A 24,209-nucleotide genomic window follows, 5' to 3' on the forward strand; every position below is an offset into this window, starting at 1 on the left:
AGCCCCGGGCCCGGCGACACCGGGTGAACGAGCGATCGTGGAGTTGAGATGAGCGAACTTCCCTTGCGTGCCCAACTGGCATCGGTACTGGGTAGGAGCGCAGCCGGCCTGTCCCGTGCCACCGGACGCGGTGACGGCTCCGTCATCGGTGGACGTGTCGCGCTCAAGGTCCAGCCGGACCTGCTCGGCAGGCTCTCCCGTGGCCGACGTCTGGCCCTGGTCAGCGCCACCAACGGCAAGACCACCACGACCCGGCTCATCTCCCAGGCCCTGCGCGAGTTCGGCGCCGTGGCCACCAACGAGCAGGGCGCGAACATGCCCACCGGCCACATCACCGCGCTCTCGGCCGATAAGTCCGCGGTCAACGGTGTGCTGGAGGTCGACGAGAAGTACCTTCCCCAGGTCATCGAGGCCACCCAGCCGGCTTTCGTCGTGCTCATGAACCTCAGCCGCGACCAGATGGACCGCGCCTCGGAGATCAACCTCCTCGCCAAGAAATGGCGTACCGCTCTCGGCAAGAGCAATGCCCACGTCATCGCCAACGCCGACGACCCGCTCGTGGCGTGGGCGGGACTGGGCGCACCCAACGCCACCTGGGTCTCGGCGGGCCAGCGCTGGAAGGAGGACTCCTGGTGCTGCCCCGAGTGCGGTGCCCACCTCAAGCGTGAGGCCGACCCGTACTGGGAGTGCCCAGAGTGCGGTCTGGCGCGCCCGCAGACCTCCTGGACCATCGACAACGACGCCGACACCCTCGTGGCCCCGGACGGCCAGTGCATCAAGCTGCAGCTGAACCTGCCCGGTGACGCCAACCGCGCCAACGCGGCCATCGCGGCGGCCACCGCCGCCGGGTACGGCATGCACCCCGAGCGCACCATCGAGCGCCTCCGCGAGATCAAGTCCGTGGCCGGGCGTTACACCTCCTTGGTCACCATGGGGGTCGAGGTCCGCCTGCTGCTGGCCAAGAACCCGGCCGGATGGTTGGAGTCCTTCGCCGTCCTCGACCCGCCGCGTGTGCCCGTGATCCTCGGGGTCAACGCCCAGGTGCCCGACGGCAAGGACACCTCGTGGCTGTGGGACGTCGACTACCGGGTGCTGCGGGACCGGCGCGTCTTCGTGACGGGCGAGCGCCGCACCGACCTCGCGCTGCGTCTGGAGACCGACGGTGTGCCCTTCGAGGTCGCCGACCGGGTCGACGAGGTCCTGGGCCGGCTCAAGTCCGAGCGTCCCGACACCACCAAGGTCGACGTCATCGCCAATTACACCGCCTTCCAGCAGATCCGCACGGCGTACGGCCGAGTCCAGTAGGGGAGTTCACGACCATGACCGACACCAGCAGCGCTCTTCGGATCGTGTGGATCTACCCCGACCTGCTGAGCACCTACGGCGACCAGGGCAACGTCCTGATCCTCAAACGCCGTGCCGAACTGCGCGGCATCCCCACCGAGGTCGTGCACGTCCACTCCAGCGACCCGGTGCCCGAGCACGGTGACGTCTACCTGCTCGGCGGTGGTGAGGACCGCCCGCAGATCCTGGCGGCCGAGCGCCTGCGCGCCGGCGGCGGCCTGGCCCGCGCCGCGCGCAACGGGGCGTGCGTGTTCGCCGTCTGCGCCGGCTACCAGATCATCGGTGAGAGCTACGGCGACGAGGAGGCCAACCCGCTCCCGGGCGTGGGCATCCTCGACATCCGCAGCAACCGCGGCGAGACCCGCGCGGTCGGGGAGATCGTCGCCGACATGGACCCGGCGCTCGGCGTCAGCCGCATCACCGGTTTCGAGAACCACCGGGGCCGTACCGCGGTCGGTCCGTCCGCCCGTCCGCTGTCGACGGTCACCCGCGGTATCGGCAACGACGACCGGACCGAGGGTGCCTACCAGGGCCAGATCCTGGGCACCTACCTGCACGGCCCGGCGCTGCCCCGCAATCCGGAGCTGGCCGACCTGCTGCTGCGCTGGCGCGTGGGTCAGCTGAACCCGCTGCCTCCGGCGTGGGGCGAGCGCCTGCACGACGAGCGTCTGGCCGCCGCCTCGCGCTGACCTGCCGCGTTCGTTCCGTGTGCCCGCAGCACCTTCGGGGTGCCGCGGGCACACCCGTGTCGGGGCCTGCGGAATGCCCTGGCGGAATCCGTCGCTGTTGCTGGACATGAAGGCAATCGCACTGAGTAACTACGGAACCGCCGACGAGCTCACCGAGACCGAACTCCCCGATCCCAAGGTCGCCCCAGGAGAGGTCCTGATCCGGGTCCGCGCAGCCGGGGTCAACCCCGTCGACTGGAAGCTCGCCTCGGGCGGGCTCGACCCCGTCATGGTGGCCCACTTCCCGCTGATCCCGGGTTGGGACGTGGCCGGTGTCGTCGAGGCGACCGGTTTCGACGTTCCCGAGTACCGGGTCGGGGACGAGGTCTACGGCTACGTCCGTAAGGACTGGGCGCAGAACGGCACCTACGCCGAACTGGTGTCGGCGAGCGTGCGGATGATCGCGCACAAGCCCCGTTCCCTGGACTGGCAGCAGGCAGCCGGGGTGCCTCTGGCTGCTCTGACCGCGCTGCAGTCCATCGATCGCGTGGCCCCGGTCTCGGGTGAGACGGCGCTCGTCCACGCGGCTTCCGGCGGTGTGGGCTCCTTCGCCGTGCAGATCGCCCGTGCCCGCGGAGTCAGGGTCATCGGCACCGCCAGTGAACGCAACCACGACTACCTGCGTTCCCTGGGCGCGGAACCCGTCACCTACGGCGAGGGCCTCACGGACCGGGTCCGCGCCCTGGCCCCCGAGGGGGTGGACGCGGTGTTCGACTTCGTGGGCGACGGCGCCGTCGAGGCCTCCCTGCCCGTCGCGAAGAAGACGCACCGCATCGTCTCGATCACCGACCCGTCCGTGGCCGACCACGGCGGTCACCACCTGTGGGTGCGCCCCGACCACGGTGACCTGGCCGAACTGGCCCGGTTGGCAGACGAGGGCAAGCTTTCGGTGCACGTCGAGCGCGCCTTCCCGCTCGCGGAGGCGGCGGACGCCTGGCGCCTCAACCAGGAGGGCCGTACCCGGGGCAAGATCGTCCTCACGGTCTGATCCGGCGGGCCGGGCGGAACCGGCGTTCCACACGGGCCGTTTCCGGCCCGGAGCAGACCCGCTGCGGGGCCCGCGTCCCGTTCGGGGCGCAGGTCCGGGCACGTCCGGCTCAGCGCCGCTCACCGGGGCCCGGGCGCCGCGCCCGGGTCCCGCCCGTGGGCCCGCACGGCCGCGCGTGCCCACGGGCGGAGGCGGTGCCTCAGTCGGGGCGGCGGCGCAGGTTGATCTGGGCGTTGGCACCGGTCTCGGGGTCGACGACGACCTCCTGGCCGGCAGCGATCTCCTCGACGGTCAGTTCGGCGTCGGTCGGGGCGTTGCGCTTGAGTACACCCAGGGCGATGGGGCCGAGCTCGTGATGGCGGGCCGAGGAGCCCACACGCCCGACCTTGCGGCCCTCCAGCTCGATGTCGGCGCCGACCTCGGGCAGGCGCTCGGCGGTGCCGTCCAGGTGCAGCATGACCAGACGGCGCGGGGGACGGCCGAGGTTGTGCACACGGGCGACGGTCTCCTGGCCGGGGTAGCAGCCCTTCTCCAGGTGCACGGCGCGGCCGACCCAGTCGACCTCGTGCGGGATGGTGCGCTCGTCGGTGTCCACGCCGGGACGAACCCGGTGCTCGGCGATCCGGTTCGCTTCGTAGGCCCACATGCCGGCCGGCGCGGCCCCTGCGCCGGCGAGCGCGTCGGCGGTCTCCTTGAGCCGCTCGGCGGGCACGAACAGGTCGCTCTCGTACTCGGAAGCGCGCACCGGCACGTCCGCGGTGTCGAGGGTGTCCACGAGGCGGTCGCGGTCCGGGCCGAGCACGGTCAGCACCGCACGGCTGTCCGACAGGTCCTCGATCTCGACCCGCAGCATGAACCGCATGGAGTCCAGGAACTGCGCCAGAGGGGCGCCGCCGTCCGGCTCGGTGTGGATCCAGGTGGCCTCACCGTCGTCCACCAGGGACAGATGGTGCTTGAGACGGCCCCGGGTGTCCATGACCAGCGCCTCGGTGCCGGCACCGGCGGGCAGCCCCTGTGTGAGCTGGCTGGTGAGGTCGTTGAGCCAGTTCAGGCGGTCGGGGCCGGAGACCTTGACCACGCCGCGGTTGGAACGGTCCACCCAAGCGCCGGAACGTTCGATGGCACGCCCTTCACGCGTGGGGTCCCCGTAGTGGGCAGCCACCCCGTCGTCTGTGGATTCGGCATTCACGGCACCAGGTGTGGTCAGCAGAGGCGAAGTCATGCTCTGAGATTATCCGTCCGGGCCACAGGCGGAAAACGCGGCTCTGAGCTGCGGTTTCGTCCAGAGAAAAATCTCTTGCCCTGCCCTTGGGCACGGACGTAGTGTCGGAGACAGCAAGAAGGGAGGTGGTCCGAAGAATGAGTGATCTTAGGACTTGCGAGGTGTCCGTCCGCTAGGGCGACACCGACGTTCGCGCGGTCTCGGTCCGACGCGAATACCAGACGGACACCCGGACCCCGGGCTGCCGGCCTCGTCCGACCGGCCCCTCCTCGGAGGGAGAAGGCCCGGGGTCTGCCCGTGTCCGGGGTCGGATCACCGCACCGGAAGCCGCGCCCCGGGACCTTCGCCCCTGTTCCGCTCGGCCCGTCTCAGCTCTGCTCGACGCCGGCCGGAGCGCTCTCCCCGCTGTTCTCGCCCTCGGCCTTCTTCAGCTGCGCCGACATGTACGAGCGCAGGTCGTGGCCGCGGGCCGCCAGGTCCCAGGCGTAGCCCAGGGTCTGCCGGTCCTCACCGAACAGACCGTAGAGCCGGTGCGAGGCCGTGACCTCGAGCCCCGTGATGGTGTGCATGACCGCGTTCGTGGCCATCTCCACACGGTTGGCGAAGACGTTGCCCAGATAGGACTCGATGAAGCCCTCGTTGTGCGAGATGAGCACCTCGAGGTGGATGATGTTCTTCTCGTCGCCCTCGGCGTACTGCGCGGTGTCGCCCTCCGAGAGCGCACGCCAGTAGCCGGACTCCTCCGTGACCAGCTCGCCGAGCGTGCCGTCGGGGTTCATCCGCCAGGCCCGTGCCCGGTAGTCGAGGTAGGGCAGGCCCTCACGCGGGGTGAACTCGACCCGCTGGCCGAACTGGAATTCTTCCTCTTCGGCGTAGCCGGCGACGCCGACGCCTTCCCAACGACCGATCAGGAAGGACAGTTTCGCCAGATCAGGGTGTACCGCAGCGTCCATAGCACCCGAGGGTAGCCGCGTCCAGGGGGTGCCGGGACCGCCACCGGGGAGCGGCTCGCGGCCACCGGCTGGATACGCCCAATTGGCCCCGCTTTCCTGAAGAACTGGTAAAGATTGTCACCGTACGCGGTGTGGTCACGGGGTGCTCGATCCACCGTCGGCTTGAGAGATTCGACGCGTTCATAAGGGGCGGACAGTGTTACTGGTGATCGGTTCGGCGCTGCTCGTGGCCGCTGTGGTCCTCCTGCCGCTGACCGTCATCGGTCTGCGGCGCTGGCTGCGCCAACGCGGGGTCGCCCGGCTGCGCCCCGCCGCGCTCGCCCTCCACGAGGGCGAACGCCTCACATCGACCGGTGTCACGGCCCCGGGCCCGCAGGGAACCGTCAGCTCGGGTCTGGCGGGGACCGACTGTGTCTGGCACGGCCACGAGGTGTTGCGCCACTACTGGCCGCTCAACCGCGACGGTGGTGACTCCGCGGTCCGCGAGCGTGCCTGCGACTCCATCGCCGACTACACGTCCGAGGACCTGTTCGGGCTGGTCGCCGAAGGCGCGGACACCGAGGGCGAGCGGGTCTTCGTCGACCCGGCCGACTGCGAGCAGCGCGGCGCCGAGCTGTGCCTGCAACGCCTCGTGGGGCGGCCCCAGCCCGGTGTCGCCACGGTCGCCGACGATCTGCTGCCTCGGGTCAAAGGGCGCATCTCCGGCATCTTCCGCGGCGAGACCATCGAGTTCGAGTACCGCGAGTGGGTGATCCGCCCGGGCCGGAACGTGCGTGTGACCGGGGTGCCGACCGTGCGCGACGGGCAGGTGGTCATCACCGCACCCGAGGGCGGAAAGCTCCTGATCGAGCCGGACGTGGACACCCAGGCGGTCCGTACGCCGCCCCGCCGCACCGAGGCCTTCTCGCTCACGGCCGCCTTCACCGCGTGCACGGTGGCCGGGGCGGTGCTGCTGGCGCTGGGGCTCTCGGTAGGCTGATGCCCATGGCTCGTTCCTTGGTGATCAAGGTCACCGCCGGCGCCGAGGCGCCGGAGCGGTGCAATCAGGCGTTCACGGTCGCGGCGGCGGCCCTGGCGAGCGGGGCCGAGGTCTCGCTGTGGCTGACCGGGGATGCGGCGTGGTTCGCCGTACCCGGCCGAGCGGAGGGCTTCTCTCTGCCACACGCTGCGCCGCTGTCCGATCTGCTGGGCTCGGTACTGGAAGCGGGGACGGTGACGGTCTGCACGCAGTGCGCCGCCCGCCGGGACCTCACCCAGGAAGACCTGTTGGAGGGGGTACGCATCGCCGGTGCCCCCACCTTCGTGGAGGAGTCCCTCACCGAGGGCGCCCAGGCCCTCGTCTACTGACCGCCCGGACCCGGCGCCCGGACACACGTCGGGCCCGCGCCCAGGGGCGCGGGCCCGCAACCGGAGCAGGACCGGACTACTTCTTGCCCTGGTTCGCGACAGCCTGGATGGCGGCCTTCGCGGCCTCCGGGTCCAGGTAGGTGCCGCCCGGGTCGGTCGGGCGGAAGTTGTCGTCCAGGTCGTAGCGCAGCGGAATGCCGGTGGGGATGTTCAGTCCGGCGATGTCCTCGTCGCTCACGCCGTCCAGGTGCTTGACCAGCGCGCGCAACGAGTTGCCGTGCGCGACCACGAGCACGGTGGAACCGGCGGCCAGCTCCGGGACGATCTGGTCGTACCAGTACGGGAGAGTGCGCTCGAGCACGTCCTTGAGGCACTCGGTACGCGGCATGAGCTCGGAGGGGAGCTGGGAGTAGCGACGGTCGTCCACCTGGGAGTAGGTGTCGTCGTCGGAGATGACCGGCGGCGGAGTGTCGTAGGAGCGGCGCCAGACCATGAACTGGTCCTCGCCGTACTCCTCACGGGTCTGTGCCTTGTCCTTGCCCTGGAGGGCGCCGTAGTGCCGCTCGTTGAGACGCCAGGAGCGCTCGACCGGCAGCCAGCTCAGGTCGGCGTTCTCCAGCGCGAGGTTGGCGGTGCGGATGGCGCGCACGAGCAGCGAGGTGTGCACGACGTCCGGGCGTACGCCGGCCTCCTTGAGCAGGTCACCGCCGCGGCGGGCCTCCTCCTCGCCCGCAGCGGACAGGTCCACGTCCACCCAGCCGGTGAACAGGCCCTTCGCGTTCCAGACACTTTCACCGTGTCGCAGCAGTACCAGAGTTCCCATACCGCCCACCTTAGCCATGCCCGGACAGGGGCCGGGCCGCTCACTCCGCTCTTCCGGCGAACACGCGGGCGGGCGCCCGGGTCACTCGGGCTGCTCGGCCAGGTGCGCGAACGCGCGCAGGTTGCGGGTGTCGTGGCCGCGCTCGGTGCGCCAGGCCCACTCCTTGCGGATCGCCGAGGCGAACCCGCGTTCCAGAGCGGCGTTGAAGTTCTCGTCGGTGTAGGTCAGCACACACCCGAGCAGGCGGTCGACCTCCTCCGGGGTGACCCCGGCCAGCGGCAGCCGCCCGCGCAGGTACACGTCACCGACCTCGTCCGCGGTGAAGGCCATGCCGAACATGTCCGCACTGCGCTGCATGAGCCACCGGTAGAAATCTCCGTGGTTCTCGTCGGGCTGCCGGCAGAAGAACGAGGTCAGGGTGAGGCTGTGCGGGCCCACCTCCAACCACACCAGGGTCTTGAGCTTGGCGTTGCCCGGGATCGTGACCAGGAAGGAGCCTTCGCGGGGGATCTCCACGTCGAGTCCTGCCTCGGCCACGGCCTCGGTGATCGCCTCGGTCGCGGCCTCGTGCGTGGCGTTGCTGGTCACTTGTGGGATCCCTTCCTCATCGGCGTCGGCCGTCCGTGCCGGTTCAGCGGCACGCGGCCATGGGGAGTGGTGCGCTGGGCGCGAGGGCTTGCCCGTACACGTCGAGCAGTTCGTCGACCGTGCGCGACCAACCCAGGGTCGCGGCATGGTGGGGTGCCGCGTCGGCCAGCTTCGCACGCCAGGCCGGTTCGGCGATGAGCCGGTGCAGTTCGGCCGCGTACTCGGCCGGGTCGTGACCCTCCAGCAGCACACCGGAGACACCGTCGGCCACCGCCGTGGACAACCCGCCCACACGTGCGGCCACCACCGGGGTACCGCAGGCCTGCGACTCCACGGCCACCAGCCCGAAGGACTCGGAGTAGGAGGGCACCACCGTGGCGGTGGCGGCCCGGTAGTGGTCGGCGAGGCGGGAGCGCGATTGCGGGGGTTCGAGCCGCACCACGTCGGCGACCCCCAGCGAACGCGCCAGGTCGGTGAGCAGGCCGGGTTCGCGCATGCCCCCGCCGGAGAGCCCGCCGACCACACCGACCACGAGCCGGTCCCGTAGTGAGGGATCGCGTTCGATCAGCTCCGCGGCCGCGCGGATGAGCACGTCGGGTGCCTTGAGCCGTTGGACCCGGCCCACGAACAGCAGCAGTTCGGTGTCTCCGGGGAGCCCGATGCTGCGCAGCGCGGAACGGCGGTCGCCCGGGGCGAAGGTCTCCAGGTCCACACCGGGTGGGATCGTGCTGATGCGGTTCTCACTCGCGCCGTAGTGGTGGACGAGCTGGCGAGCTTCGTCGTCGGTGTTGGCGATGAGCTGGTCGGCCTGGCGTACGAGCTGGTCCTCGCCCTTGACCCGCAGCTCCGGTTCGGGGCTGTCCCCCTCGGCCAGCGCGGCGTTCTTCACCCGCGCCATGGTGTGCATCGTCTGCACCATCGGTACGCCCCAGCGGCGGGCGCCGGCCACTCCGGCGCGCCCGGACAGCCAGTAGTGGCCGTGTACGAGGTCGTAGTGGCCGGGTGCGCCCTCGGCCTCGGCGCGCAGCATCCCGAAGATGAAGGGGCACAAGTGGTTGGCGAGGGCGTTCTTGTCCAGGTGTCCGTAGGGGCCGGCGGGGATGTGGTGCACGTTCACGCCGGGAACGAGCTCGACGACCGGAGGAAGGTCGGGGTCGGTGGCGCGCGTGAACACGTCCACGGCCACGTTCCGTTCGGCCATGCGGCGGGCCACCTCGACCACGTACACGTTGAGGCCACCTGCGTCACCGGTTCCCGGCTGGTCGAGCGGGGAGGTGTGCAGGCTGACCGTCGCGACCCGGGACGGGACCGCCGCCCGATCTCCCAGGAGAACGTTTCCAGCCACCGGTGGGTCCCTTCCGAGTCGTGCCATCAACCGCTGTGGTCAACAGCGACGAAGGTACACAGTGTTCCCGACGGGGTCATCGGAGGGGCCGGGTCTTGACGGCCGGGACGGATCAGGGTGTTGCACTCCACCCGGAGACGAGGAGGTACACGACGGTGGGCACGGCGCTCTTCCAGGTGTCGAGGTCGTGTCTCCGGCGGGGTGGCCGGTGGCGACCGTCATATCGTGCTCGTCGAGCAGCCCCGCGAAGCGCCCGGCCTCGCCGCGGCACATCCGCGCGCCCGCGCTCGGAGTCGACCGGCTCGTCGATCTGCCCGGGCACCGGGCGCACAGGCCCCGGAAGGAGGACTCGCCCCTGAGGGGCCCAGGTGCCGACCGCCGGCCCCGAGTCCGGGGTGAAAACCCCGGGTCCGGACGCGGGGCCTCGTTAGGATCGGTCGCGTATTCGGGACCGACACGCACGGGGGACACCATGATCGATACCGGTCTGCGGGACAGGAACGTCCTCGTCACCGGCGCCGGGGCCGGCATCGGGGCGGCTGTCGCCCGTGCCTTCGCCGCCCAGGGCGCACGCGTGGCCGTGCACAACCTGGGCCGCTCGGGGCCCGAACCCGAGGGTGTGCACTGGAACCACGCCGTCCCCGACGGTGAGGACGTTGCCGACCTGGTCACCGACCTGCCCGGCGCGGTCTCCGTGACCGCCGATCTGGCCGCCCCCGACGGTCCCGGCCGTCTCTGGGAGGAGGTGGAGGACCTCCTGGGGCCGGTCGACGTTCTGGTCAACAACGCCGCGCACTGCGAGGGCCCCGACACAGTCGACACGCTCACCGCGGGCACCCTGGAGCGCACCTACCGGGTCAACTCCGTCGCGCCCGCGGTGCTCATCTCCCAGCTCGCCCGTCGGCGAGGAGCTGTCGAGGACGCCGACGATCCGCCCTGCGTCGTCAACGTCTCCACCGACGCCGCCCGCGCATTCCCCGGCCAGGTTGCCTACGGCAGCTCGAAGGCGGCTCTGGAGGCCCTGACCCGGGGCATGGCCCTGGACCTGGGCCACACCGGGATCCGCGTCAACGCCGTGGCTCCGGGACCGGTGCAGACCGGCCTGCTGGAGGGCGAGACGCTCGAACACGCCCGCTCGGCCGTGCCCCTGGGCCGGGTCGGCGAACCCGAGGACATCGCCGACGCCGTGGTCTTCCTCGCCTCGCACCAGGCCCGCTGGATCACCGGGCAGGTCCTACAGGTGGCCGGAGGGCACGCCCTCTGACCGAACGGGGACGCGGTCCTCAGGCCTCGCGCTCGAACGCGGCCTCGAACGCCGACAGCGCCTGGTCGTCGAACAGCACGAACCGGATGTCGGGAACGGTCCGCTGTGCCGTGCGCACCGAGCGCGCAGCGATTCGGGCCGCGTCGTCCACCGGCCAGCTGTAGACCCCGGTGGAGATCGCGGGGAAAGCCACCGAGTCCGCGCCCAGCTCCTGCGCCACCCTCAACGACTCGGTGAAACACGAGGCCAGCAGTCCGCTGCGGTCCTGGGCGGCGCTGTACACAGGACCGACGGTGTGGATCACCCAGCGCGCGGGCAGGTCCCCGGCGGTCGTGGCCACCGCCTGCCCGGCCGGGAGCCCGTTGGCGTAGTGCGAGCCGCGCAGTTCCCGGCACTCCTCCAGGATCGCGGGACCGCCCCGCCGGTGGATCGCGCCGTCGACCCCGCCGCCTCCCAGGAGGGAGCTGTTGGCCGCATTGACGACCGCGTCGACGTGTTCCTCTGTGATGTCGCCACGCAGAAGAGTGATCTGTGTGGGGTTGTCGGTAGCCATGTCCGATTCCTATCCTTCGGGGAACAGACCTCAACGACCCTGTCGTCCGGGTCAAGAACCCCTTGCCCGCAGGCCATCGAGATTTAACGTGGGGGTACGACAGCCTGTAGTAGGAGCCCCGGTAGACTCGCTCGTATGAATCGGCTCGGCGAACTCGAACGCGCAGTGATGGATGTACTGTGGGCACGGAACGAACCAATGACGGTTCGTGAGGTGGGCAAAGCTCTGGCCGACCGCGATCTGGCACACACGACCGTCATGACCGTGCTCGACCGGCTCGCCAAGAAGAAGGTCGTCGATCGTGCACGTGAGGGACGTGCGTGGCGGTACAGCTCGGCAGCGAGCCGAGAGAACTACGTGACTGAGCTGATGTTCGACGCGCTCGGTCAGACGGGCGACCGCGACGCCGCCCTGGCCGCCTTCGTCCAATCCATGGACGGCCAGGAGGCTGAAGCGCTCCGGCGCGCACTCGCTGAAGCCGAGCAGCCAAGGAAATAGCCCGTATGGTCAGTGCAGCCCTCCTCTCTCTGGTCTCGGTCGGCTGTCTTTTGGCCATGGAGGCCCTGCACCGGGCCCGATGGCCTTCCCGAGGCCCCTACACCGCCGTCATCGCCTGGCAGGCCCTCGGCCTGGCCTGGGGCGTTTCCACCATCGGAGCGCTGCTCTCCTACGGACTGTCCTCGTACCAGCAGGGCGCGGCGGTCGGCAGCATGGCGCTGATCGGCGACCTCTTCTCCGGCGAGCTCTTCCTGGCGGAACTGTCCCAAGGACTCGAGGGGATCAGCCACATCGTGGCCGTGGTCCTCGCGACCGTCCTCACCCTGGTGCTCTTCTACGGACTGGTCTCCTCGTTCGTGCAGGTCGTGCGGGTTCGCCGACGCCACCACGACCTCTTGGAACTGGTGGCCGAAGACCACCCCGACGTACCCGGCGCCCGGGTCGTCGACCACCCCGTGGCCGCCGCGTACTGCCTGCCCGGGATCCTGCGCTCCCAGGTCGTCATCAGCGCCGGTGCGCTGGAGGTCCTCGACGACAAGGAGCTCGCGGCCGTGCTCGCCCACGAGCAGGCCCATCTGCGCCAGCGCCACGACCTGGTGCTCCTGCCCTTCTCCTCCCTCAAGCGGGCCTTCCCCAAGGTGCGGCTGGTGCGCACCTACTACGAGAGTGTCGCGCTGCTCATCGAGATGTGCGCCGACGACCAGGCCCGCCGCACCAGTTCCCCGCGTGAACTGGCCACCGCGCTGCTGCGTGTCGGTGCGGCCGGCCCGGTCCGGGTCCCGGACGGGGCGATGGCCGTGGCCGAGCAGACCCAGCCCGGGGTCCTGCAGCGGGTCAACCGGCTGCTGCGCCCCGACGACGAACTCTCCTACCACACCGGTGCGTTCGTGATGGGGGCCTCCGCCTTCCTGCTCGCCTCCGTCGTCTGTCTCTGGCACGTCCCGGTCTGAGGCGGCTCCGACCGGTGCTCTCCGGCCCCGCGAAGGAGCCCGCACGACTCGGGCCTGTGCGCTGCAGCGAGAGCACTGCCACTCTTGTCGGGGCGCTCCCTCGGGCACGATTGGTGCTCCGTGTCCGTTGACCTTGGGGAGCGGGGCGGACCACCCGCTCAACGCGCTGTCGGGAGAGTGATCCTTGTGGGCCTGATCTGGTACGCCATCTACCTGGCCACGTTCGTGGCCAGCCTGTACGCGCTGGTCGAAGCGGTACGCACGCCGGCCGCCGCGTTCGAGGTGATGGACAAACAGACCAAGAAGCTCTGGGTCATCCTCACCGGCGCGGCGACCGCGCTGTCCGGTCTCGCGGTCTTCTCCGGCCGTGGCGTGCTCGTCATCGCCTGCCTGGTGGTGACGCTGATCTACCTCCTCGACGTCCGCCCCGCGGTCAAGGGCGTGGGCCGCAACAACGGTCCCTACGGCCCCTGAGGAGGCCCTTCCCCGTCCCCGGACGGGACCGTCTGCCCTGCGGCCTCCGTGCTCTCCACCGAGACCCGCCACAGCGCCTCCGCGTAGCCCGGGTCGCCGGTGTAGGAGGAGTGCCCGAGGATCTCCGGACGGCGGGCTTCTCCCGGCGGGGCCCCGTAGGCGGTCGGGTCGGTCAACGGTTCCTGTGGCTCCACCACCGTCAGTGCGCTCCCGCGGTCGCCGGGATCGGTGTGCATCCGCACGCGCCCGCCGATGGCGTCGCTGCGCCGCCACAGGTTCCGCCATCCCGATGCCCGTCTCTGCAGGTCGGCGAAGGACTGCGGGCCGAAGTAGGCCGGGAAGTAACGCGCGTAGAGCCGGTCCAGCGGAGACCCGTGTGTGACCAGCCCGACCTTGCCCAGACAGTCGCGCGGCAGCTGCCACACCGTCGCCGCCGCCAGGACCGACCCTTGTGAGTGTCCGGACAGCACCACGTTCGTGCCGTCCCTGGCCAGGTGGGACACCCGCACCGTCAGTTGCGGGACGGCCCGCTCGGCGTAGGAGGGCGGGGCCAGCGGGTGCGCCACCCGGGGCCAGAACGTGCCCACGTCCCACAGCGCACCGACCGCCTGTCTGGTGGGCCGGTCGCTGTAGGCGCTGCGGCCGATCCACACCAGCGCCACCAACGCGCCCGTACCGATCAGGGAACCGATACCGGTCATGGTGCTGATCGCCTCCTGTGCCACGCCCTGCAGGCCGCCGGCCACGGCGCTCGCGACGGGCGCCGGACCGGTCTCCATGCCGCCGGTCAGCGCCGAGCGCAGCGCCAACCCGACCAGGGCCAGCACCGGAAGCAGCAGTACCAGGAACACCCCCGGCAGTACCTCGGTCAGGCGGCCGCCCGCCCAGGCGCGCGCGATGTCGTGTGTGCGGCGGGCGTCCTCGCTGCGGCCGTAGTGCTCGGCCACCCGGGGCGCCTGGGCGCGCTCGCCCGCCCGCAACCGCATCCACAGGAACGCCGCGACCAGGAGCACCACCACGGTCTCGAGCGCGATGGTCAACTGCAACCACGAATAGATCTCCGGTGGTGTGAGCGGCAGGCAGTCGGCCCCCTCGGTCGCCAACGACCCGCACCCGCTCAACCACACCGACCCCTGGAAGACCAGTGCCGCGGAGAACGCGCCGCCCAGCAGGACCCCCAGCGCCGCCGTCGCAGGACCGGCCTGGCCCCGCATCGCCGTGAACTCGTGCGCCCGGTCGGCCGTCTGCAGCACCACCGCTGCCCCCACCAGTACGAACACCAGGACCCCCTGGACCGTGAACAGGGTGTTGAGCATCTCCGTGGCCCCGGGCAGGCGACCCTCGGCCACCCACCCCGGACGCGGCCAGAGCGTGTACAGCGCCACCACCGCGGTCAGCCCCGACATGAGGTCGCGCAGCACCCGGCAGACCAGGTCGGCGCGGGCGTTCCAGCGCGGATCCACCCCGGGGACGAGCACACTGACGATCGCGACCGCCATCACCGCGGCCAGCAGGACCGCCAAGAACACCCCCGGGACCCAGGAGCCGGGCAGGACCGGCTCACCCGACGCGTGTGCCTCCAGGTCGTAGCGGACCGCAGGCACCAGCAGCAGGACCGCCACCGTTCCCATGGCCACCGCGATGTGGGCGGACCGCAGCCGGGCCATGGTCTCGCTGTTGTTCCAGAAACCGGACCTGCTCAGCGGCGCGGCCGCGGTGGGCTCGGGCGGCACCCTGCCGTCGGCCACCTCGTAGTCGGCGGCCGTGCGCCGGGAGAGCCGCCACAGCACCACCACGACCAGCGCCGGGAGCAGCGCCCCGATCAGCAGGGCCGACCCCGGGTCCGACAAGGGTGAGGCCGGGGACGCCAGGAAGGCCAACCAGGGCCGCGCCTGCACGCACTCCTGAGCCTGTGCCGGGCACTGCCAGGCCACCAGGTCCATGCCGATCCCGGCCGCCGCCAGCACGATGAGCACCGTCAAAGACAGCGCCAGGAGCCGCACGCCGGCGCCGTACAGGTTGTTGGCCACCCGCCGCAGCCCGCGCGGGCCGCGGTCGACCCGCCCCGGACGCATCCAGTACGCCATGTTGACCAGCATGAACGGAAGGAGCAGCAGCCAGAACGCCCGGGAGGCGTTGCCGGAGGTGAGGTTGCCCCAGGCGAAGATCTCCCGCCGCATTCCGGGCACCGTCTCGGTGTCCGGCTCGCGCCGCCACCGGAAGAACCCCGCCATGCGGTCGCCGCCCACCCGTACCGCCGGTTCGACGCCCAGCAGTTCTTCGGGGCGGCCCCCGCTGACCCCGTGCACGCGCAGCTCGACACGGTCGGCCTCGGCGGCGGGTCCGTCGGGTACGGGGCCGGGGACCGGCGTGGGGGAGGCAATACGGGGACCGGGGGGTACGGAGTGATCCGGCATGGTCGCCATATTGCCGTGTCCGGCCTCCGGCAAACAGCTCCGGTCGCGCACCTGTGGACAACGGCCGCACCCGGCCCCTCGGACACACCGTCCCGCATGCGGATCCGTTCGGCGGGGAACGGTCAGCGGACCTCTTCCTCGGGCGCCTCCCACGTGTTGCAGGAGGACGGCCCCTGCCCCTTCCAGCCCCGCTCGGTCCAGGACACACTGTTGTCGATCGACCCGTGCGTGCGCTCCTCCGCCGTTTCGTCGGGACGGTCGGCCGTCGCCGCGGCGTCTGTCAGGAGTGTGTCCAGGTCCCCGCCGGTCAGCGGGTACGAGACCCGGATCGCCCCCAGGAACGCCCCCGCCATGCAGTTGGCCTGCAGCTCACTGCGCCGGGTCCACGAGTTCCGCTCGGCCTCGTCGGGCTCCAGCCGGCGCTGCTCGTGGTAGTACTCCAACAACCCCGACTGGCTCTGCACGTGGTGGGCGTACTCATGGGCCAGCAGCGACGCGTAGATGACGCTCTGCGTGGCCCCGTTCCACTTGTCCACCACGTCGGTCAGACCGATGTAGATGCTCCCGCTCGCCCGGCAGTAGAACGCCCCTGCGGGGGAGGGATAGGGACGGCACGGGCTCACCCCCGGCTCCTCCCAGAACACCCGCTCGGGCGCCTCGAACCCGAGGCCGGCCTCGGCGAACTGCGTCCCCCACGTTTGGTCCAGGCAGTCGGCGACCGTGTGGAGGAACTCCTCCATCGACTCGGGGTCCTCCGGTTCCAGTTCCGGCATCGGGCACGGCAGCGGGCTCAACCGGCCCGACTCGTAGAGGGGATTGGCCACCAGCGCCGCACGTCCCGTCGGCCGGTCCCGGCCCTCCCCCTGCCCCGGGAGGGCCTCGACACCGGGCACGCCGGTCTCGTCGGCGGGCGGGGAGTCACCGTCGCCCGATTCCTCCAGCTCTTGGGACGCCTCCTCTTGGGACGCGTCGCCGGACCCTTCCTCCGACACCGCCGTCCACGACAGCACGGCCAGTGCCAGGAGCAACACCAACACGGCCGTGACGAGCGCGAACACCCGCCGATCGATGCGCCGGTTCCTGCGCACCGTCTCGGCCCGGGACGATTCTCCGAAGCCCGCGTGCACCCCTGGTCCGCCCACCTGTTGTCACCGTCACCGTCTCCGGCCGAGGGGGAGGAAGCCGCGGCCGCCGGCCCGACTCACCGCACCAGCGGTTCGTCGGCCGCCCACGTGTTGCAGGAGGCCGGGTTCAACCGGTCCATGCCGTGGAGGGTCCACAGGATCCCGTTCTCCTGTGAACCGTGCGTGTGTGCGCCGCCGCTGTCGCTGCGGCGTTCGACGTCGTCGAGGATATTCTGCTGCTCCGACCGGCCGTGTCCGAGCGAGTCTCCCGAGGCCCCCAGGAACACTCCGCCCAGACAGTTGGCCTGGAGCTCGTTGCGTCTGGTCAGCTCGTCCTCGCTGTCCTCGCCCGCCCTGGCGCGGGCGCTGTGCAGCTCCGCCAACATCCCGGACTGCCCTTGTACGTGGTGCCCGTACTCGTGGCTGAGCAGGAACGTGTACGCCTCCGGTTCGTCGTTGCCGGCCGAAGCCTCCACGATGTCCTCCACACCCACGTACAGGCCCTCGTTCGCACCGCAGTAGAACGCCGCCGTGCCCTCGCTGGGGAAGGGGCCGCACGGGCTGTGTCCGGGCGCATGCCAGTACACACGGTTGGGGGAGGAGAACTCGAGCCCGGCCTCCTCGAAGTAGTCCGCCCAGGCGGCGTCCAGGCAGTCGGCGATGGAGTGCGCGAACTCCTCCATCGACGCCGGGTCGGACTCGTCCAGCTCCGGTGCGGTACACGTCACCTCGCCCAGCTCGCCGACCCGGTACAGCGGGTTGTCCCCGAGAGGGTCGTCCCCGTACCGTTCCTCGCCGGAATCGGCCCTCGGCTCCGCAACGTCGACCTCGTCCGGGGACAGGCCGCCGGCCGCCGTGAAACCGGGCTCGGACCAGCCCTGCCCGTCCGGCGGGAAGGCCGCCGAGATCGCGAGGAACCCCGTGACACCCACCGCGGCGAGTCCGACACCCAGCGTCAACGCCACCCCCAGGCCCATCCGCTGGAGGAGCCCGGGACGCTCGGCCCAGCCCCCCGCGTCGGGCAGGGGCCGTGGTCTCACTCCACGGCCTCCGCACACGAGGGGTGATCTGCGACCGACGCACGCACCCCGGGCAGAGACGCACAACGGGACCGGATAGGCTCTCGCGTCATGTGGTGGGTCGACTCCTGGCGTCGGGCGGTCGCGGGCGCGACCGCCCTGCTCGTGCTGTGTTCGCTGGTCACGGCCGCGCTTCTCGGCGGGGCAGGAGGAACGCCCCGGGCCGGGGCCGCGGCCGCGCCGACCACCACAGTACCGGGGAGCGCGCCGGGCGCCGCAGACCAGGGTCCCGTCATCACCAACGACATCCAGCTCGAACTCGACGGTGACGGTGTGCTCACCGCGCAGGAGACCCTCGCCTTCGACGGCGAGGCCCCCGAGACCTTCAGCCGCGCGCTCACCACGGTGATGCTCTACGACGAGGTTCACGACCGCCGTTTCGAGATCGACCGTGTCCGCGCGGTCGACCCCGACGGAGGCACCGTGCCCGTCGAGACCGAACAGGAGGGATCCTCCTTCCTCGTCCACATGGACACCGCCGGTCGCGACGAGGTCCAGCTCGACTACACCGTCACCGGAGCCGTCACCGAGGTCACCGGAGGGGTCCAACTGGAGTGGCGCGCCGTGAGCGCCTACAGCCACACCGTCGAGAGCACCGACGTCACCGTCCGGGCGCCCCTGCCGCCCGAAGCGCTCTCCTGCCTGGCCGGCGAACCCCGCAGCGCCATGTACTGCACGGCCTCCGACATGGGCATGGACGCCTCCGTCGCCCACTTCCTCCAGACCGACATGGCCCCCACCGACCGGCTCGACATCGTCGCCACCTACCCCGAGGGCACCGCCGAGGCCGCGCCCGACCTCGAACGGCGCTGGTCCCTGGCCTCGGCCTTCGCCATCGACCCCACCACCGCCACCCTCTTCGGGCTCCTGCTCCTGGTGCCCGTGGCAGGGCTCGTCGCCCTCGTGCGCATCCGGGGCCGCGACGAGCGCGCCCTGCGCAAGGAGTCCGCCGCGGGCGCCGACGACCCCGTCCAGGACCGCCCCGGCGCCCTGCCCCGCTTCCACGCCCCCGACGACGTGCATCCCGGCCAGATCGGCACCCTCATCGACGAACGTGTCGACATCGCCGACCTCACCGCCACCGTCCTCGACCTCGCCGTCCGCGGACACCTGCGCATCGAGGAGCTCCCGCAGCACCGCTTCACGTTCGTCGACTGGCGCCTGGTACGCGAGGACGGCGACACCGAAGAACCCCTCCTGCCCTCCGAGGAACTCCTCATGGAGGCCCTCTTCGGAGAGGGCGGCACCGTCACCCTCTCCGAGCTCGCCTCCGCACGCAGGGCCCCGCGCTTCCCCGAACGCATCGACCGGGTCCGCGACCAGCTCTACCGCGACATGGTCCGCCTGGGCTGGTTCGCGCGCTCTCCCGACCAGGAACGCGGCCTGTGGACCACCGTGGGCATGGCCGTCACCGCCGGCGGTGTGCTCGTCACCGGTGTGCTCGCGGCCTTCACCGGCTTCGCCTTCACCGGCCTCGCCGTCGTCATCGTCGGTGCCGCCGTCACCGCCGGGGCCCAGTACATGCCCGCCAAGACCCGCCTGGGCAGCTCCGTGTACGCCCACACCATGGGTTTCCGGGACTACCTGTTCAGCGAGCGCGCCACCCGGGTGCCGGCCGACCGGCGGGTCACCTTCTTCTCCCGCTACCTGCCCTACGCCGTCATCTTCGACGACGTCGAACGCTGGGCCGCCCTCCTCGCCCAGGCGGTGAGCACCGATCTCGCCCGGGACGAACTCGACGGTGACGGGCTCCACTGGTACACCGGTCCGGAGGGATGGCGCCCCGAGGACGACCTCGCCGACTCCGTCAGCACCTTCTTGGTGACCCTGACCGGCGCCATCACCAGCACCCGGCGGCTGCGTACCCTCAACAGCTTCACGGCCGATTCATGACCAGGAGGACGAGGACATGCGCGCGGTCGCACAACGGGTCTCGCACGCGTCGGTGACCGTCGACGGGCAGACCGTCGGCGAGATCACCGGGCCGGGGCTCATGGCCCTCGTGGGCGCCACCCACACCGACACCGGGGCCGAGGCGGCCAAGATCGCCAAGAAACTGTGGACGCTGCGGATCCTGGAGGGCGAGAAGTCGTGCTCCGACATCGGAGCCCCGCTCCTGGTCGTCAGCCAGTTCACCCTCTACGGCGACGCCCGCAAGGGCCGCCGGCCCACGTGGCAGGCGGCCGCGCCCGGTCCCGTGGCCGAACCCCTGGTGGAAGCGGTGGTGAAGGAGCTGCGCGAGCTCGGCGCCGAGGTCGCCACCGGTGTCTTCGGCGCACAGATGTCCGTCGGCCTCACCAACGAGGGCCCCTTCACCGTCATCATCGAGGCCTGAGGCGGCGCCGGGGCCGATAGACGGAGCGCCCCGTCCGGAGAGGGGGCCGGGGCGCTGTGAGCGGCGCGTGAGCGCTCAGTTCGCTTCGACCGTGACCGGCTCGAACTTGTAGCCCAGACCGCGCACGGTGACGATGTAGCGAGGGTGGGAGGGGTCTCCCTCGATCTTGGCGCGCAGCCGCTTGACGTGTACGTCGAGGGTCTTGGTGTCACCGACGTAGTCGGCGCCCCACACCCGGTCGATGAGCTGCATCCGGGTGAGCACCCGCCCGGCGTTGCGCAGCAGCACCTCCAGCAGCTCGAACTCCTTCAGCGGCAGCTGGAGGTCCTCGCCGCGCACGGTCACCACGTGGCGCTCCACGTCCATACGCACCGGCCCGGCCTCCAGAGCCGCGGGCAGCGGAGCCTCCTCCTCGCCCCGGCGGCGCAGCACCGCACGGATGCGGGCCACCAGCTCACGGGAGGAGAACGGCTTGGTGACGTAGTCGTCGGCGCCCAGCTCCAGACCGACGACCTTGTCGATCTCGGAGTCCTTGGCGGTCAGCATGATCACGGGGACGTTCGACTTCTGCCGCAGGGCACGGCACACCTCGGTGCCGGACAGCCCCGGAAGCATCAGATCGAGCAGGACGAGGTCCGCGCCGGTGCGGTCGAAGGTCTCCAGGGCCGCGTTCCCCGTGGGGGCCACGGCGACCTCGAAACCTTCCTTGCGCAGCATGTACGACAGAGCGTCGCTGTAGGATTCTTCGTCCTCGACAACGAGTACGCGCGTCACGGGGCCGCCTCCTGATGGTCGGTGTTTCGGGGGGTGCCATACCCTCCGGCCTCGGGTCTGGGAAGACGCAGTGTGAACGTCGAGCCCGAGCCCTCCTTGCTCCACACGGTCACTTCTCCACGGTGATGGGTCATGATGTGTTTGACGATGGCCAGGCCCAGACCGGTGCCACCGGTGGCCCGGCTCCGAGCGGCGTCCACACGGTAGAACCGCTCGAAGATCCGTTCGAGGTCCTGCTGCGGTATGCCTATGCCCTGGTCGGCGACGCTGATGTCGACCGAGGAGCTCGAGCGCCCCACCGAGACCGCGACCCGGGTGTTCTTGGGACTGTAGGCCACGGCGTTGGAGACGAGGTTGCGCAGCGCGGTGCCGAGCAGGCCCTCGTCGCCCATGACCGTGATCCCTTCGGCGCCGCTGCCCACCAGGTCGATGCCCTTGGCGTCGGCGGGCATGCGCACCGTGTCCAGTGCCTCCTCCACGAGGGCGTTGAGATCCACGCGTGCGGGTTCGGCCAGGGGTTCGGCGCCCTGGATGCGGGAGAGCGTGATGAGGTCCTGGACGACCGCGGTGAGGCGGTTGGCCTCGGTCTGCATACGCTCGGTGAAACGGCGGACGGCTTCGGGGTCGTCGCTGGCGTCCTGTACCGTTTCCGCCAGCAAGGACAGAGCGCCCACAGGGGTCTTCAACTCGTGCGAGATGTTGGCGACGAAATCACGCCGCACTGCTTCCAGACGCCGGTGCTCGGTCTGGTCCTCGGCCAGCACCAGCACCAGGCCCGTACCGCCGAGCGGGGCCACACGTACGGCGAACGAGGTCGCGTCGGGGCCGAACTTGCGGACCGCCACCTCGATGTCGGTCTCCCTGATCACCCCGTCGCGGCGTACCTGCCGGGCCAGAGCCAGCAGCTCGTTGATGACCAGTTCCTCGCCCCGCACGATACCGAACGCACGGGCGGCCGAGGAGGCCCGCAGTACCCGGTCGGCCGAGTCCAGGACCACCGCGGAGGAAGGCAACGCCGACAAGACCTCGGCGATCCCCGGCGGAAGTGTGGTGCCGTCCCGGCGTTGTTCGACCGACTGCCTGTTGCCGCGCCCCGGGCCCGGACGGCCGCCGGCTCTGAGTACGGAGCTGACCACGGCGCCGATGACGACGCCGAGTACGAGCCCGATGATGCCCGCCACAGCGGCGAGAAGTTCCCCTTGCACGGTTCGATCGTAAACGTGCGAGGTGAGGCTTTACCCGGTCAGGGCATGTGACACGTCGGAGGTTCGCCGATCGTTCACCGAACCTTGGCCGCCACTTCGAATTACCACTGGGAGCATTGACTCATGCGCGATACCTACCACGAGGGTCTGGACAGCCTGAGCGAACGCCTCGTCGAGATGACGAGGCTGGCCAGGCATGCAGTGGCCCGAGCCACCACGGCGCTGCTCGACAGCGACCTCAACGCGGCCCAGGAGGTCATCTCCGGCGACGAGGAAATCAACCGCCTGGACCAGGAGATCGAGGACACGGCCTTCAGTCTTATGGCCCGTCAACAGCCGGTCGCCTCCGACCTGCGCCTCATCATCACGTCGCTGTACATGCGCGGTGATCTGGAGCGCATGGGCGACCACGCCGTCCACCTGGCCAAGATCGCCCGGCGGCGCCATCCCGACTCGGCGATCCCCAAGCCGCTCCGTTCGATCGTGCTCGAGATGGGACACCAGGCCGAAATGCTCGTCACCAAGGCCGGTGAGGTCATCTCGGAGAAGGACCCCGACACCGCCTGGGAGCTCGACAAGGACGACGACAGGATGGACCGCCTGCGCCGCAAGCTCCTGGAGCGCATCCTCGCGCCCGGTTGGGAGTACGGGGTGGAGGCCACGATGGACGCCACGCTCGTCGGGCGGTTCTACGAACGTTTCGGCGACCACGCGGTGCACGTGGCCGACAACCTCGTCTACATGGTCACGGGCGACCGGCGTGAGGACTACGAGCCGGAGGGGTGAGCCCCTCCCGGGCGGGGCTGCGTTCGGCGGGTCGCTGCGGTTCGCAATCTCCTCGAGTGCGGGGGCCGAGAGGCCCCCGCGTCCCCTCCGACCAGGCACGTCGTAACCTTCGGGTATACTTTGTCAAGCCTCGGAATGTGTGGCCTGACCTGCAACTTCGCAAACCTAATAGGTACGTTAAGTCACGGATTCGTGGTATCCTTGTGCTAGCGGAAGGGGTACCTGTCACATGGCTTTCAAGGTCGGCGACACTGTTGTCTACCCCCATCATGGGGCTGCTCGTATCGAAGCGATCGAAACTCGCACCATTAAGGGCGAGGACAGAACCTACCTCGTTCTGAGGGTTGACAAGGGCGATCTGACGGTGCGTGTGCCCGCTGAGAACGCCCAGGACGTCGGCGTTCGCGACGTGGTGGGGCAGGATGGCCTGGACAAGGTCTTCGAGGTGCTGCGGGCTCCGCACACCGAAGAGCCCACGAACTGGTCCAGGCGTTACAAGGCGAATCTGGAGAAGTTGGCGTCGGGCGACGTCAACAAGGTCGCCGAGGTCGTCCGTGACCTCTGGCGCCGGGACAAGGAGCGCGGTCTCTCCGCGGGGGAGAAGCGCATGCTCGCGAAGGCCCGCCAGATCCTCGTCAGTGAGCTCGCGCTCGCGGAGAAGACCAACGAGGACAAGGCCGAAGCACTCCTCGACGAGGTCCTCACCACCTAGTGCCGCACCAGCCAAGGTTCGCCCCGTCGCGCCGCTCATTGACGGGCCAAGCCCTGACTGACACAGCACTGGAGCCCCACAGGCGAACTGATCGCCGCCCCGGTATTCGGTCGAAGGACCGGCCGGGGCGCGATTGTGGAATATCACTTCTCATGACACGAATTCCTCGGGTGGGCGTCGGAACTGACGTCCACCCTTTTTCTCCTGACCACGCGCTTTTTCTCGCCGGCCTGGAATGGCCGGGGGAGGACGGTGTCAGCGGCCATTCCGACGGCGACGTCGCTGCCCACGCCGCCTGTGACGCCCTGCTGTCCGCGTGCGGGTCGGGCGACCTCGGATCCAACTTCGGTACCTCCGATCCCCGGTGGAAGGGTGCCTCCGGTGCGTCCCTGCTCGCTGAGACCGTCGCCCGTGTCCGTGCGGCCGGTTTCGCGGTCGGCAACGTCTCGATCCAGATCATCAGCAACCGGCCCAAGTTCGCTCCGCGCAGGGCGGAGGCGGAGAAGGTCCTCGGTGAGGTCGTGGGCGCGCCTGTGAGCGTCTCCGCGACCACGTCGGACGGTCTCGGCCTCACAGGTCGGGGCGAGGGCATCGCGGCGGTGGCCACGGCGCTCTGCGTGCCCGACGACTGACACGGACGGCACGCGGGCCGCATCGACGACCAGGAACGGCGCCCGTGAGCTGAGGGCTCGCGGGCGCC

Annotated in this window: 25 protein-coding genes; 14 read left to right on the forward strand and 11 right to left on the reverse strand. The window is 70.4% G+C overall.

The genetic code is table 11. The features are described from left to right. The first annotated feature begins 48 nt into the window (after nucleotides 1–48). From D473_RS0111800 to D473_RS0111810, 3 genes are all read left to right on the forward strand, one after another. Nucleotides 49–1,305, forward strand: coding sequence for a Mur ligase family protein (locus D473_RS0111800; RefSeq protein WP_017609275.1), 1,257 nt, complete (start codon nucleotides 49–51; stop codon nucleotides 1,303–1,305). A gap of 14 nt (nucleotides 1,306–1,319) precedes the next feature. Further along, nucleotides 1,320–2,033 (forward strand): type 1 glutamine amidotransferase, encoded by a 714-nt coding sequence (locus D473_RS0111805; protein ID WP_017609276.1) that lies wholly within the window; start codon nucleotides 1,320–1,322, stop codon nucleotides 2,031–2,033. A 106-nt stretch (nucleotides 2,034–2,139) separates the two neighbouring features. Then, a complete protein-coding gene (locus D473_RS0111810; protein ID WP_017609277.1) occupies nucleotides 2,140–3,060 on the forward strand; it encodes an NADP-dependent oxidoreductase in 921 nt (306 codons plus the stop codon). A gap of 199 nt (nucleotides 3,061–3,259) precedes the next feature. Here the strand turns inward: D473_RS0111810 and ygfZ are convergent, their stop codons facing one another. Continuing rightward, nucleotides 3,260–4,282 (reverse strand): CAF17-like 4Fe-4S cluster assembly/insertion protein YgfZ, encoded by a 1,023-nt coding sequence (gene ygfZ / locus D473_RS0111815; protein ID WP_017609278.1) that lies wholly within the window; start codon nucleotides 4,280–4,282, stop codon nucleotides 3,260–3,262. A gap of 368 nt (nucleotides 4,283–4,650) precedes the next feature. After that, on the reverse strand, nucleotides 4,651–5,235 hold the full coding sequence (locus D473_RS0111820) for a nitrobindin family protein (RefSeq protein ID WP_017609279.1): 585 nt from the start codon (nucleotides 5,233–5,235) through the stop codon (nucleotides 4,651–4,653). 205 nt (nucleotides 5,236–5,440) lie between these two features. On the opposite strand from D473_RS0111820, the gene D473_RS0111825 reads away from it, so the two are divergent. Next, nucleotides 5,441–6,214 carry a GIDE domain-containing protein gene (locus D473_RS0111825; RefSeq protein WP_017609280.1) on the forward strand — a complete coding sequence of 258 codons (774 nt, stop codon included), beginning with the start codon at nucleotides 5,441–5,443 and terminating at the stop codon, nucleotides 6,212–6,214. Nucleotides 6,215–6,219: 5 nt separating this feature from the next. Further along, nucleotides 6,220–6,582 (forward strand): DsrE family protein, encoded by a 363-nt coding sequence (locus D473_RS0111830; protein WP_026126864.1) that lies wholly within the window; start codon nucleotides 6,220–6,222, stop codon nucleotides 6,580–6,582. Nucleotides 6,583–6,658: 76 nt separating this feature from the next. Here D473_RS0111830 and D473_RS0111835 read toward each other — a convergent pair whose 3' ends face one another. The 3 genes from D473_RS0111835 to mshA form a co-directional block, all read right to left on the reverse strand. Continuing rightward, nucleotides 6,659–7,405 carry a phosphoglyceromutase gene (locus D473_RS0111835; protein ID WP_026126865.1) on the reverse strand — a complete coding sequence of 249 codons (747 nt, stop codon included), beginning with the start codon at nucleotides 7,403–7,405 and terminating at the stop codon, nucleotides 6,659–6,661. An 81-nt stretch (nucleotides 7,406–7,486) separates the two neighbouring features. After that, nucleotides 7,487–7,993: a YbjN domain-containing protein gene (locus tag D473_RS0111840; protein WP_017609283.1), complete on the reverse strand. Its 507-nt coding sequence runs from the start codon at nucleotides 7,991–7,993 to the stop codon at nucleotides 7,487–7,489. A gap of 43 nt (nucleotides 7,994–8,036) precedes the next feature. After that, nucleotides 8,037–9,338 (reverse strand): D-inositol-3-phosphate glycosyltransferase, encoded by a 1,302-nt coding sequence (gene mshA, locus D473_RS0111845; protein ID WP_017609284.1) that lies wholly within the window; start codon nucleotides 9,336–9,338, stop codon nucleotides 8,037–8,039. A 472-nt stretch (nucleotides 9,339–9,810) separates the two neighbouring features. On the opposite strand from mshA, the gene D473_RS0111850 reads away from it, so the two are divergent. Further along, nucleotides 9,811–10,602, forward strand: coding sequence for an SDR family NAD(P)-dependent oxidoreductase (locus D473_RS0111850; RefSeq protein WP_017609285.1), 792 nt, complete (start codon nucleotides 9,811–9,813; stop codon nucleotides 10,600–10,602). Nucleotides 10,603–10,621: 19 nt separating this feature from the next. Here the strand turns inward: D473_RS0111850 and D473_RS0111855 are convergent, their stop codons facing one another. Further along, the gene (locus D473_RS0111855; RefSeq protein ID WP_017609286.1) at nucleotides 10,622–11,155 is read right to left on the reverse strand and encodes an O-acetyl-ADP-ribose deacetylase; all 534 of its coding nucleotides are present in this window, start codon (nucleotides 11,153–11,155) and stop codon (nucleotides 10,622–10,624) included. 135 nt (nucleotides 11,156–11,290) lie between these two features. On the opposite strand from D473_RS0111855, the gene D473_RS0111860 reads away from it, so the two are divergent. The 3 genes from D473_RS0111860 to D473_RS0111870 all read left to right on the forward strand — a co-directional run bounded on the left by D473_RS0111860 (nucleotide 11,291) and on the right by D473_RS0111870 (nucleotide 13,077). Next, nucleotides 11,291–11,653: a BlaI/MecI/CopY family transcriptional regulator gene (locus D473_RS0111860; protein ID WP_083904662.1), complete on the forward strand. Its 363-nt coding sequence runs from the start codon at nucleotides 11,291–11,293 to the stop codon at nucleotides 11,651–11,653. A 5-nt stretch (nucleotides 11,654–11,658) separates the two neighbouring features. Then, nucleotides 11,659–12,603, forward strand: a complete 945-nt coding sequence (locus D473_RS0111865) for a M56 family metallopeptidase (protein WP_017609287.1) — start codon at nucleotides 11,659–11,661, stop codon at nucleotides 12,601–12,603. 177 nt (nucleotides 12,604–12,780) lie between these two features. After that, nucleotides 12,781–13,077 carry a DUF2516 family protein gene (locus tag D473_RS0111870; protein WP_026126866.1) on the forward strand — a complete coding sequence of 99 codons (297 nt, stop codon included), beginning with the start codon at nucleotides 12,781–12,783 and terminating at the stop codon, nucleotides 13,075–13,077. Here D473_RS0111870 and D473_RS0111875 read toward each other — a convergent pair. The 3 genes from D473_RS0111875 to D473_RS0111885 form a co-directional block, all read right to left on the reverse strand. Then, the gene (locus tag D473_RS0111875) at nucleotides 13,065–15,503 is read right to left on the reverse strand and encodes a hypothetical protein (protein WP_017609289.1); all 2,439 of its coding nucleotides are present in this window, start codon (nucleotides 15,501–15,503) and stop codon (nucleotides 13,065–13,067) included. The two genes, D473_RS0111870 and D473_RS0111875, sit on opposite strands and share 13 nt — an antisense overlap. Before the next feature lie 113 nt (nucleotides 15,504–15,616). Next, a complete protein-coding gene (locus D473_RS0111880) occupies nucleotides 15,617–16,621 on the reverse strand; it encodes a neutral zinc metallopeptidase (RefSeq protein WP_017609290.1) in 1,005 nt (334 codons plus the stop codon). Between the two features lie 74 nt (nucleotides 16,622–16,695). After that, on the reverse strand, nucleotides 16,696–17,595 hold the full coding sequence (locus D473_RS0111885) for a neutral zinc metallopeptidase (RefSeq protein WP_017609291.1): 900 nt from the start codon (nucleotides 17,593–17,595) through the stop codon (nucleotides 16,696–16,698). Nucleotides 17,596–17,748: 153 nt separating this feature from the next. Between D473_RS0111885 and D473_RS0111890 the strand changes: the two genes are divergently transcribed. Beyond that, nucleotides 17,749–19,590, forward strand: a complete 1,842-nt coding sequence (locus D473_RS0111890; protein WP_017609292.1) for a DUF2207 domain-containing protein — start codon at nucleotides 17,749–17,751, stop codon at nucleotides 19,588–19,590. A 16-nt stretch (nucleotides 19,591–19,606) separates the two neighbouring features. After that, nucleotides 19,607–20,032 carry a D-aminoacyl-tRNA deacylase gene (gene dtd, locus D473_RS0111895; protein ID WP_017609293.1) on the forward strand — a complete coding sequence of 142 codons (426 nt, stop codon included), beginning with the start codon at nucleotides 19,607–19,609 and terminating at the stop codon, nucleotides 20,030–20,032. Nucleotides 20,033–20,107: 75 nt separating this feature from the next. Here the strand turns inward: dtd and D473_RS0111900 are convergent, their stop codons facing one another. Together D473_RS0111900 and D473_RS0111905 are read right to left on the reverse strand one after the other, a co-directional pair. Continuing rightward, nucleotides 20,108–20,806 carry a response regulator transcription factor gene (locus D473_RS0111900; RefSeq protein ID WP_017609294.1) on the reverse strand — a complete coding sequence of 233 codons (699 nt, stop codon included), beginning with the start codon at nucleotides 20,804–20,806 and terminating at the stop codon, nucleotides 20,108–20,110. Beyond that, on the reverse strand, nucleotides 20,803–22,011 hold the full coding sequence (locus D473_RS0111905) for a sensor histidine kinase (RefSeq protein ID WP_026126867.1): 1,209 nt from the start codon (nucleotides 22,009–22,011) through the stop codon (nucleotides 20,803–20,805). The genes D473_RS0111900 and D473_RS0111905 overlap by 4 nt, the downstream gene beginning before the upstream one ends. Before the next feature lie 123 nt (nucleotides 22,012–22,134). On the opposite strand from D473_RS0111905, the gene phoU reads away from it, so the two are divergent. The 3 genes from phoU (at nucleotide 22,135) to ispF (ending at nucleotide 24,141) form a co-directional block, all read left to right on the forward strand. Further along, entirely contained in the window at nucleotides 22,135–22,797 is a 663-nt protein-coding gene (phoU, locus tag D473_RS0111910; protein WP_017609296.1) for a phosphate signaling complex protein PhoU, read from the forward strand. Between the two features lie 229 nt (nucleotides 22,798–23,026). Next, nucleotides 23,027–23,509 carry a CarD family transcriptional regulator gene (locus D473_RS0111915; protein WP_026126868.1) on the forward strand — a complete coding sequence of 161 codons (483 nt, stop codon included), beginning with the start codon at nucleotides 23,027–23,029 and terminating at the stop codon, nucleotides 23,507–23,509. Between the two features lie 152 nt (nucleotides 23,510–23,661). Further along, the gene (ispF, locus tag D473_RS0111920; RefSeq protein ID WP_193373272.1) at nucleotides 23,662–24,141 is read left to right on the forward strand and encodes a 2-C-methyl-D-erythritol 2,4-cyclodiphosphate synthase; all 480 of its coding nucleotides are present in this window, start codon (nucleotides 23,662–23,664) and stop codon (nucleotides 24,139–24,141) included. Nucleotides 24,142–24,209: the final 68 nt, after the last annotated feature.

Origin of the sequence: Nocardiopsis xinjiangensis YIM 90004, assembly GCF_000341145.1 — a bacterium.
GTDB lineage: Bacteria > Actinomycetota > Actinomycetes > Streptosporangiales > Streptosporangiaceae > Nocardiopsis > Nocardiopsis xinjiangensis.

Coding starts and splice junctions, on each gene's coding strand:
- D473_RS0111800 (WP_017609275.1), top strand. CDS start 49: ATGAGCGAACTTCCCTTGCGTGCCCAACTGGCATCGGTACTGGGTAGG.
- D473_RS0111805 (WP_017609276.1), top strand. CDS start 1,320: ATGACCGACACCAGCAGCGCTCTTCGGATCGTGTGGATCTACCCCGAC.
- D473_RS0111810 (WP_017609277.1), top strand. CDS start 2,140: ATGAAGGCAATCGCACTGAGTAACTACGGAACCGCCGACGAGCTCACC.
- ygfZ (WP_017609278.1), bottom strand. CDS start 4,282: ATGACTTCGCCTCTGCTGACCACACCTGGTGCCGTGAATGCCGAATCC.
- D473_RS0111820 (WP_017609279.1), bottom strand. CDS start 5,235: ATGGACGCTGCGGTACACCCTGATCTGGCGAAACTGTCCTTCCTGATC.
- D473_RS0111830 (WP_026126864.1), top strand. CDS start 6,220: ATGGCTCGTTCCTTGGTGATCAAGGTCACCGCCGGCGCCGAGGCGCCG.
- D473_RS0111835 (WP_026126865.1), bottom strand. CDS start 7,405: ATGGGAACTCTGGTACTGCTGCGACACGGTGAAAGTGTCTGGAACGCG.
- D473_RS0111850 (WP_017609285.1), top strand. CDS start 9,811: ATGATCGATACCGGTCTGCGGGACAGGAACGTCCTCGTCACCGGCGCC.
- D473_RS0111855 (WP_017609286.1), bottom strand. CDS start 11,155: ATGGCTACCGACAACCCCACACAGATCACTCTTCTGCGTGGCGACATC.
- D473_RS0111860 (WP_083904662.1), top strand. CDS start 11,291: ATGAATCGGCTCGGCGAACTCGAACGCGCAGTGATGGATGTACTGTGG.
- D473_RS0111865 (WP_017609287.1), top strand. CDS start 11,659: ATGGTCAGTGCAGCCCTCCTCTCTCTGGTCTCGGTCGGCTGTCTTTTG.
- D473_RS0111875 (WP_017609289.1), bottom strand. CDS start 15,503: ATGGCGACCATGCCGGATCACTCCGTACCCCCCGGTCCCCGTATTGCC.
- D473_RS0111885 (WP_017609291.1), bottom strand. CDS start 17,595: ATGGGCCTGGGGGTGGCGTTGACGCTGGGTGTCGGACTCGCCGCGGTG.
- D473_RS0111890 (WP_017609292.1), top strand. CDS start 17,749: ATGTGGTGGGTCGACTCCTGGCGTCGGGCGGTCGCGGGCGCGACCGCC.
- dtd (WP_017609293.1), top strand. CDS start 19,607: ATGCGCGCGGTCGCACAACGGGTCTCGCACGCGTCGGTGACCGTCGAC.
- phoU (WP_017609296.1), top strand. CDS start 22,135: ATGCGCGATACCTACCACGAGGGTCTGGACAGCCTGAGCGAACGCCTC.
- D473_RS0111915 (WP_026126868.1), top strand. CDS start 23,027: ATGGCTTTCAAGGTCGGCGACACTGTTGTCTACCCCCATCATGGGGCT.
- ispF (WP_193373272.1), top strand. CDS start 23,662: ATGACACGAATTCCTCGGGTGGGCGTCGGAACTGACGTCCACCCTTTT.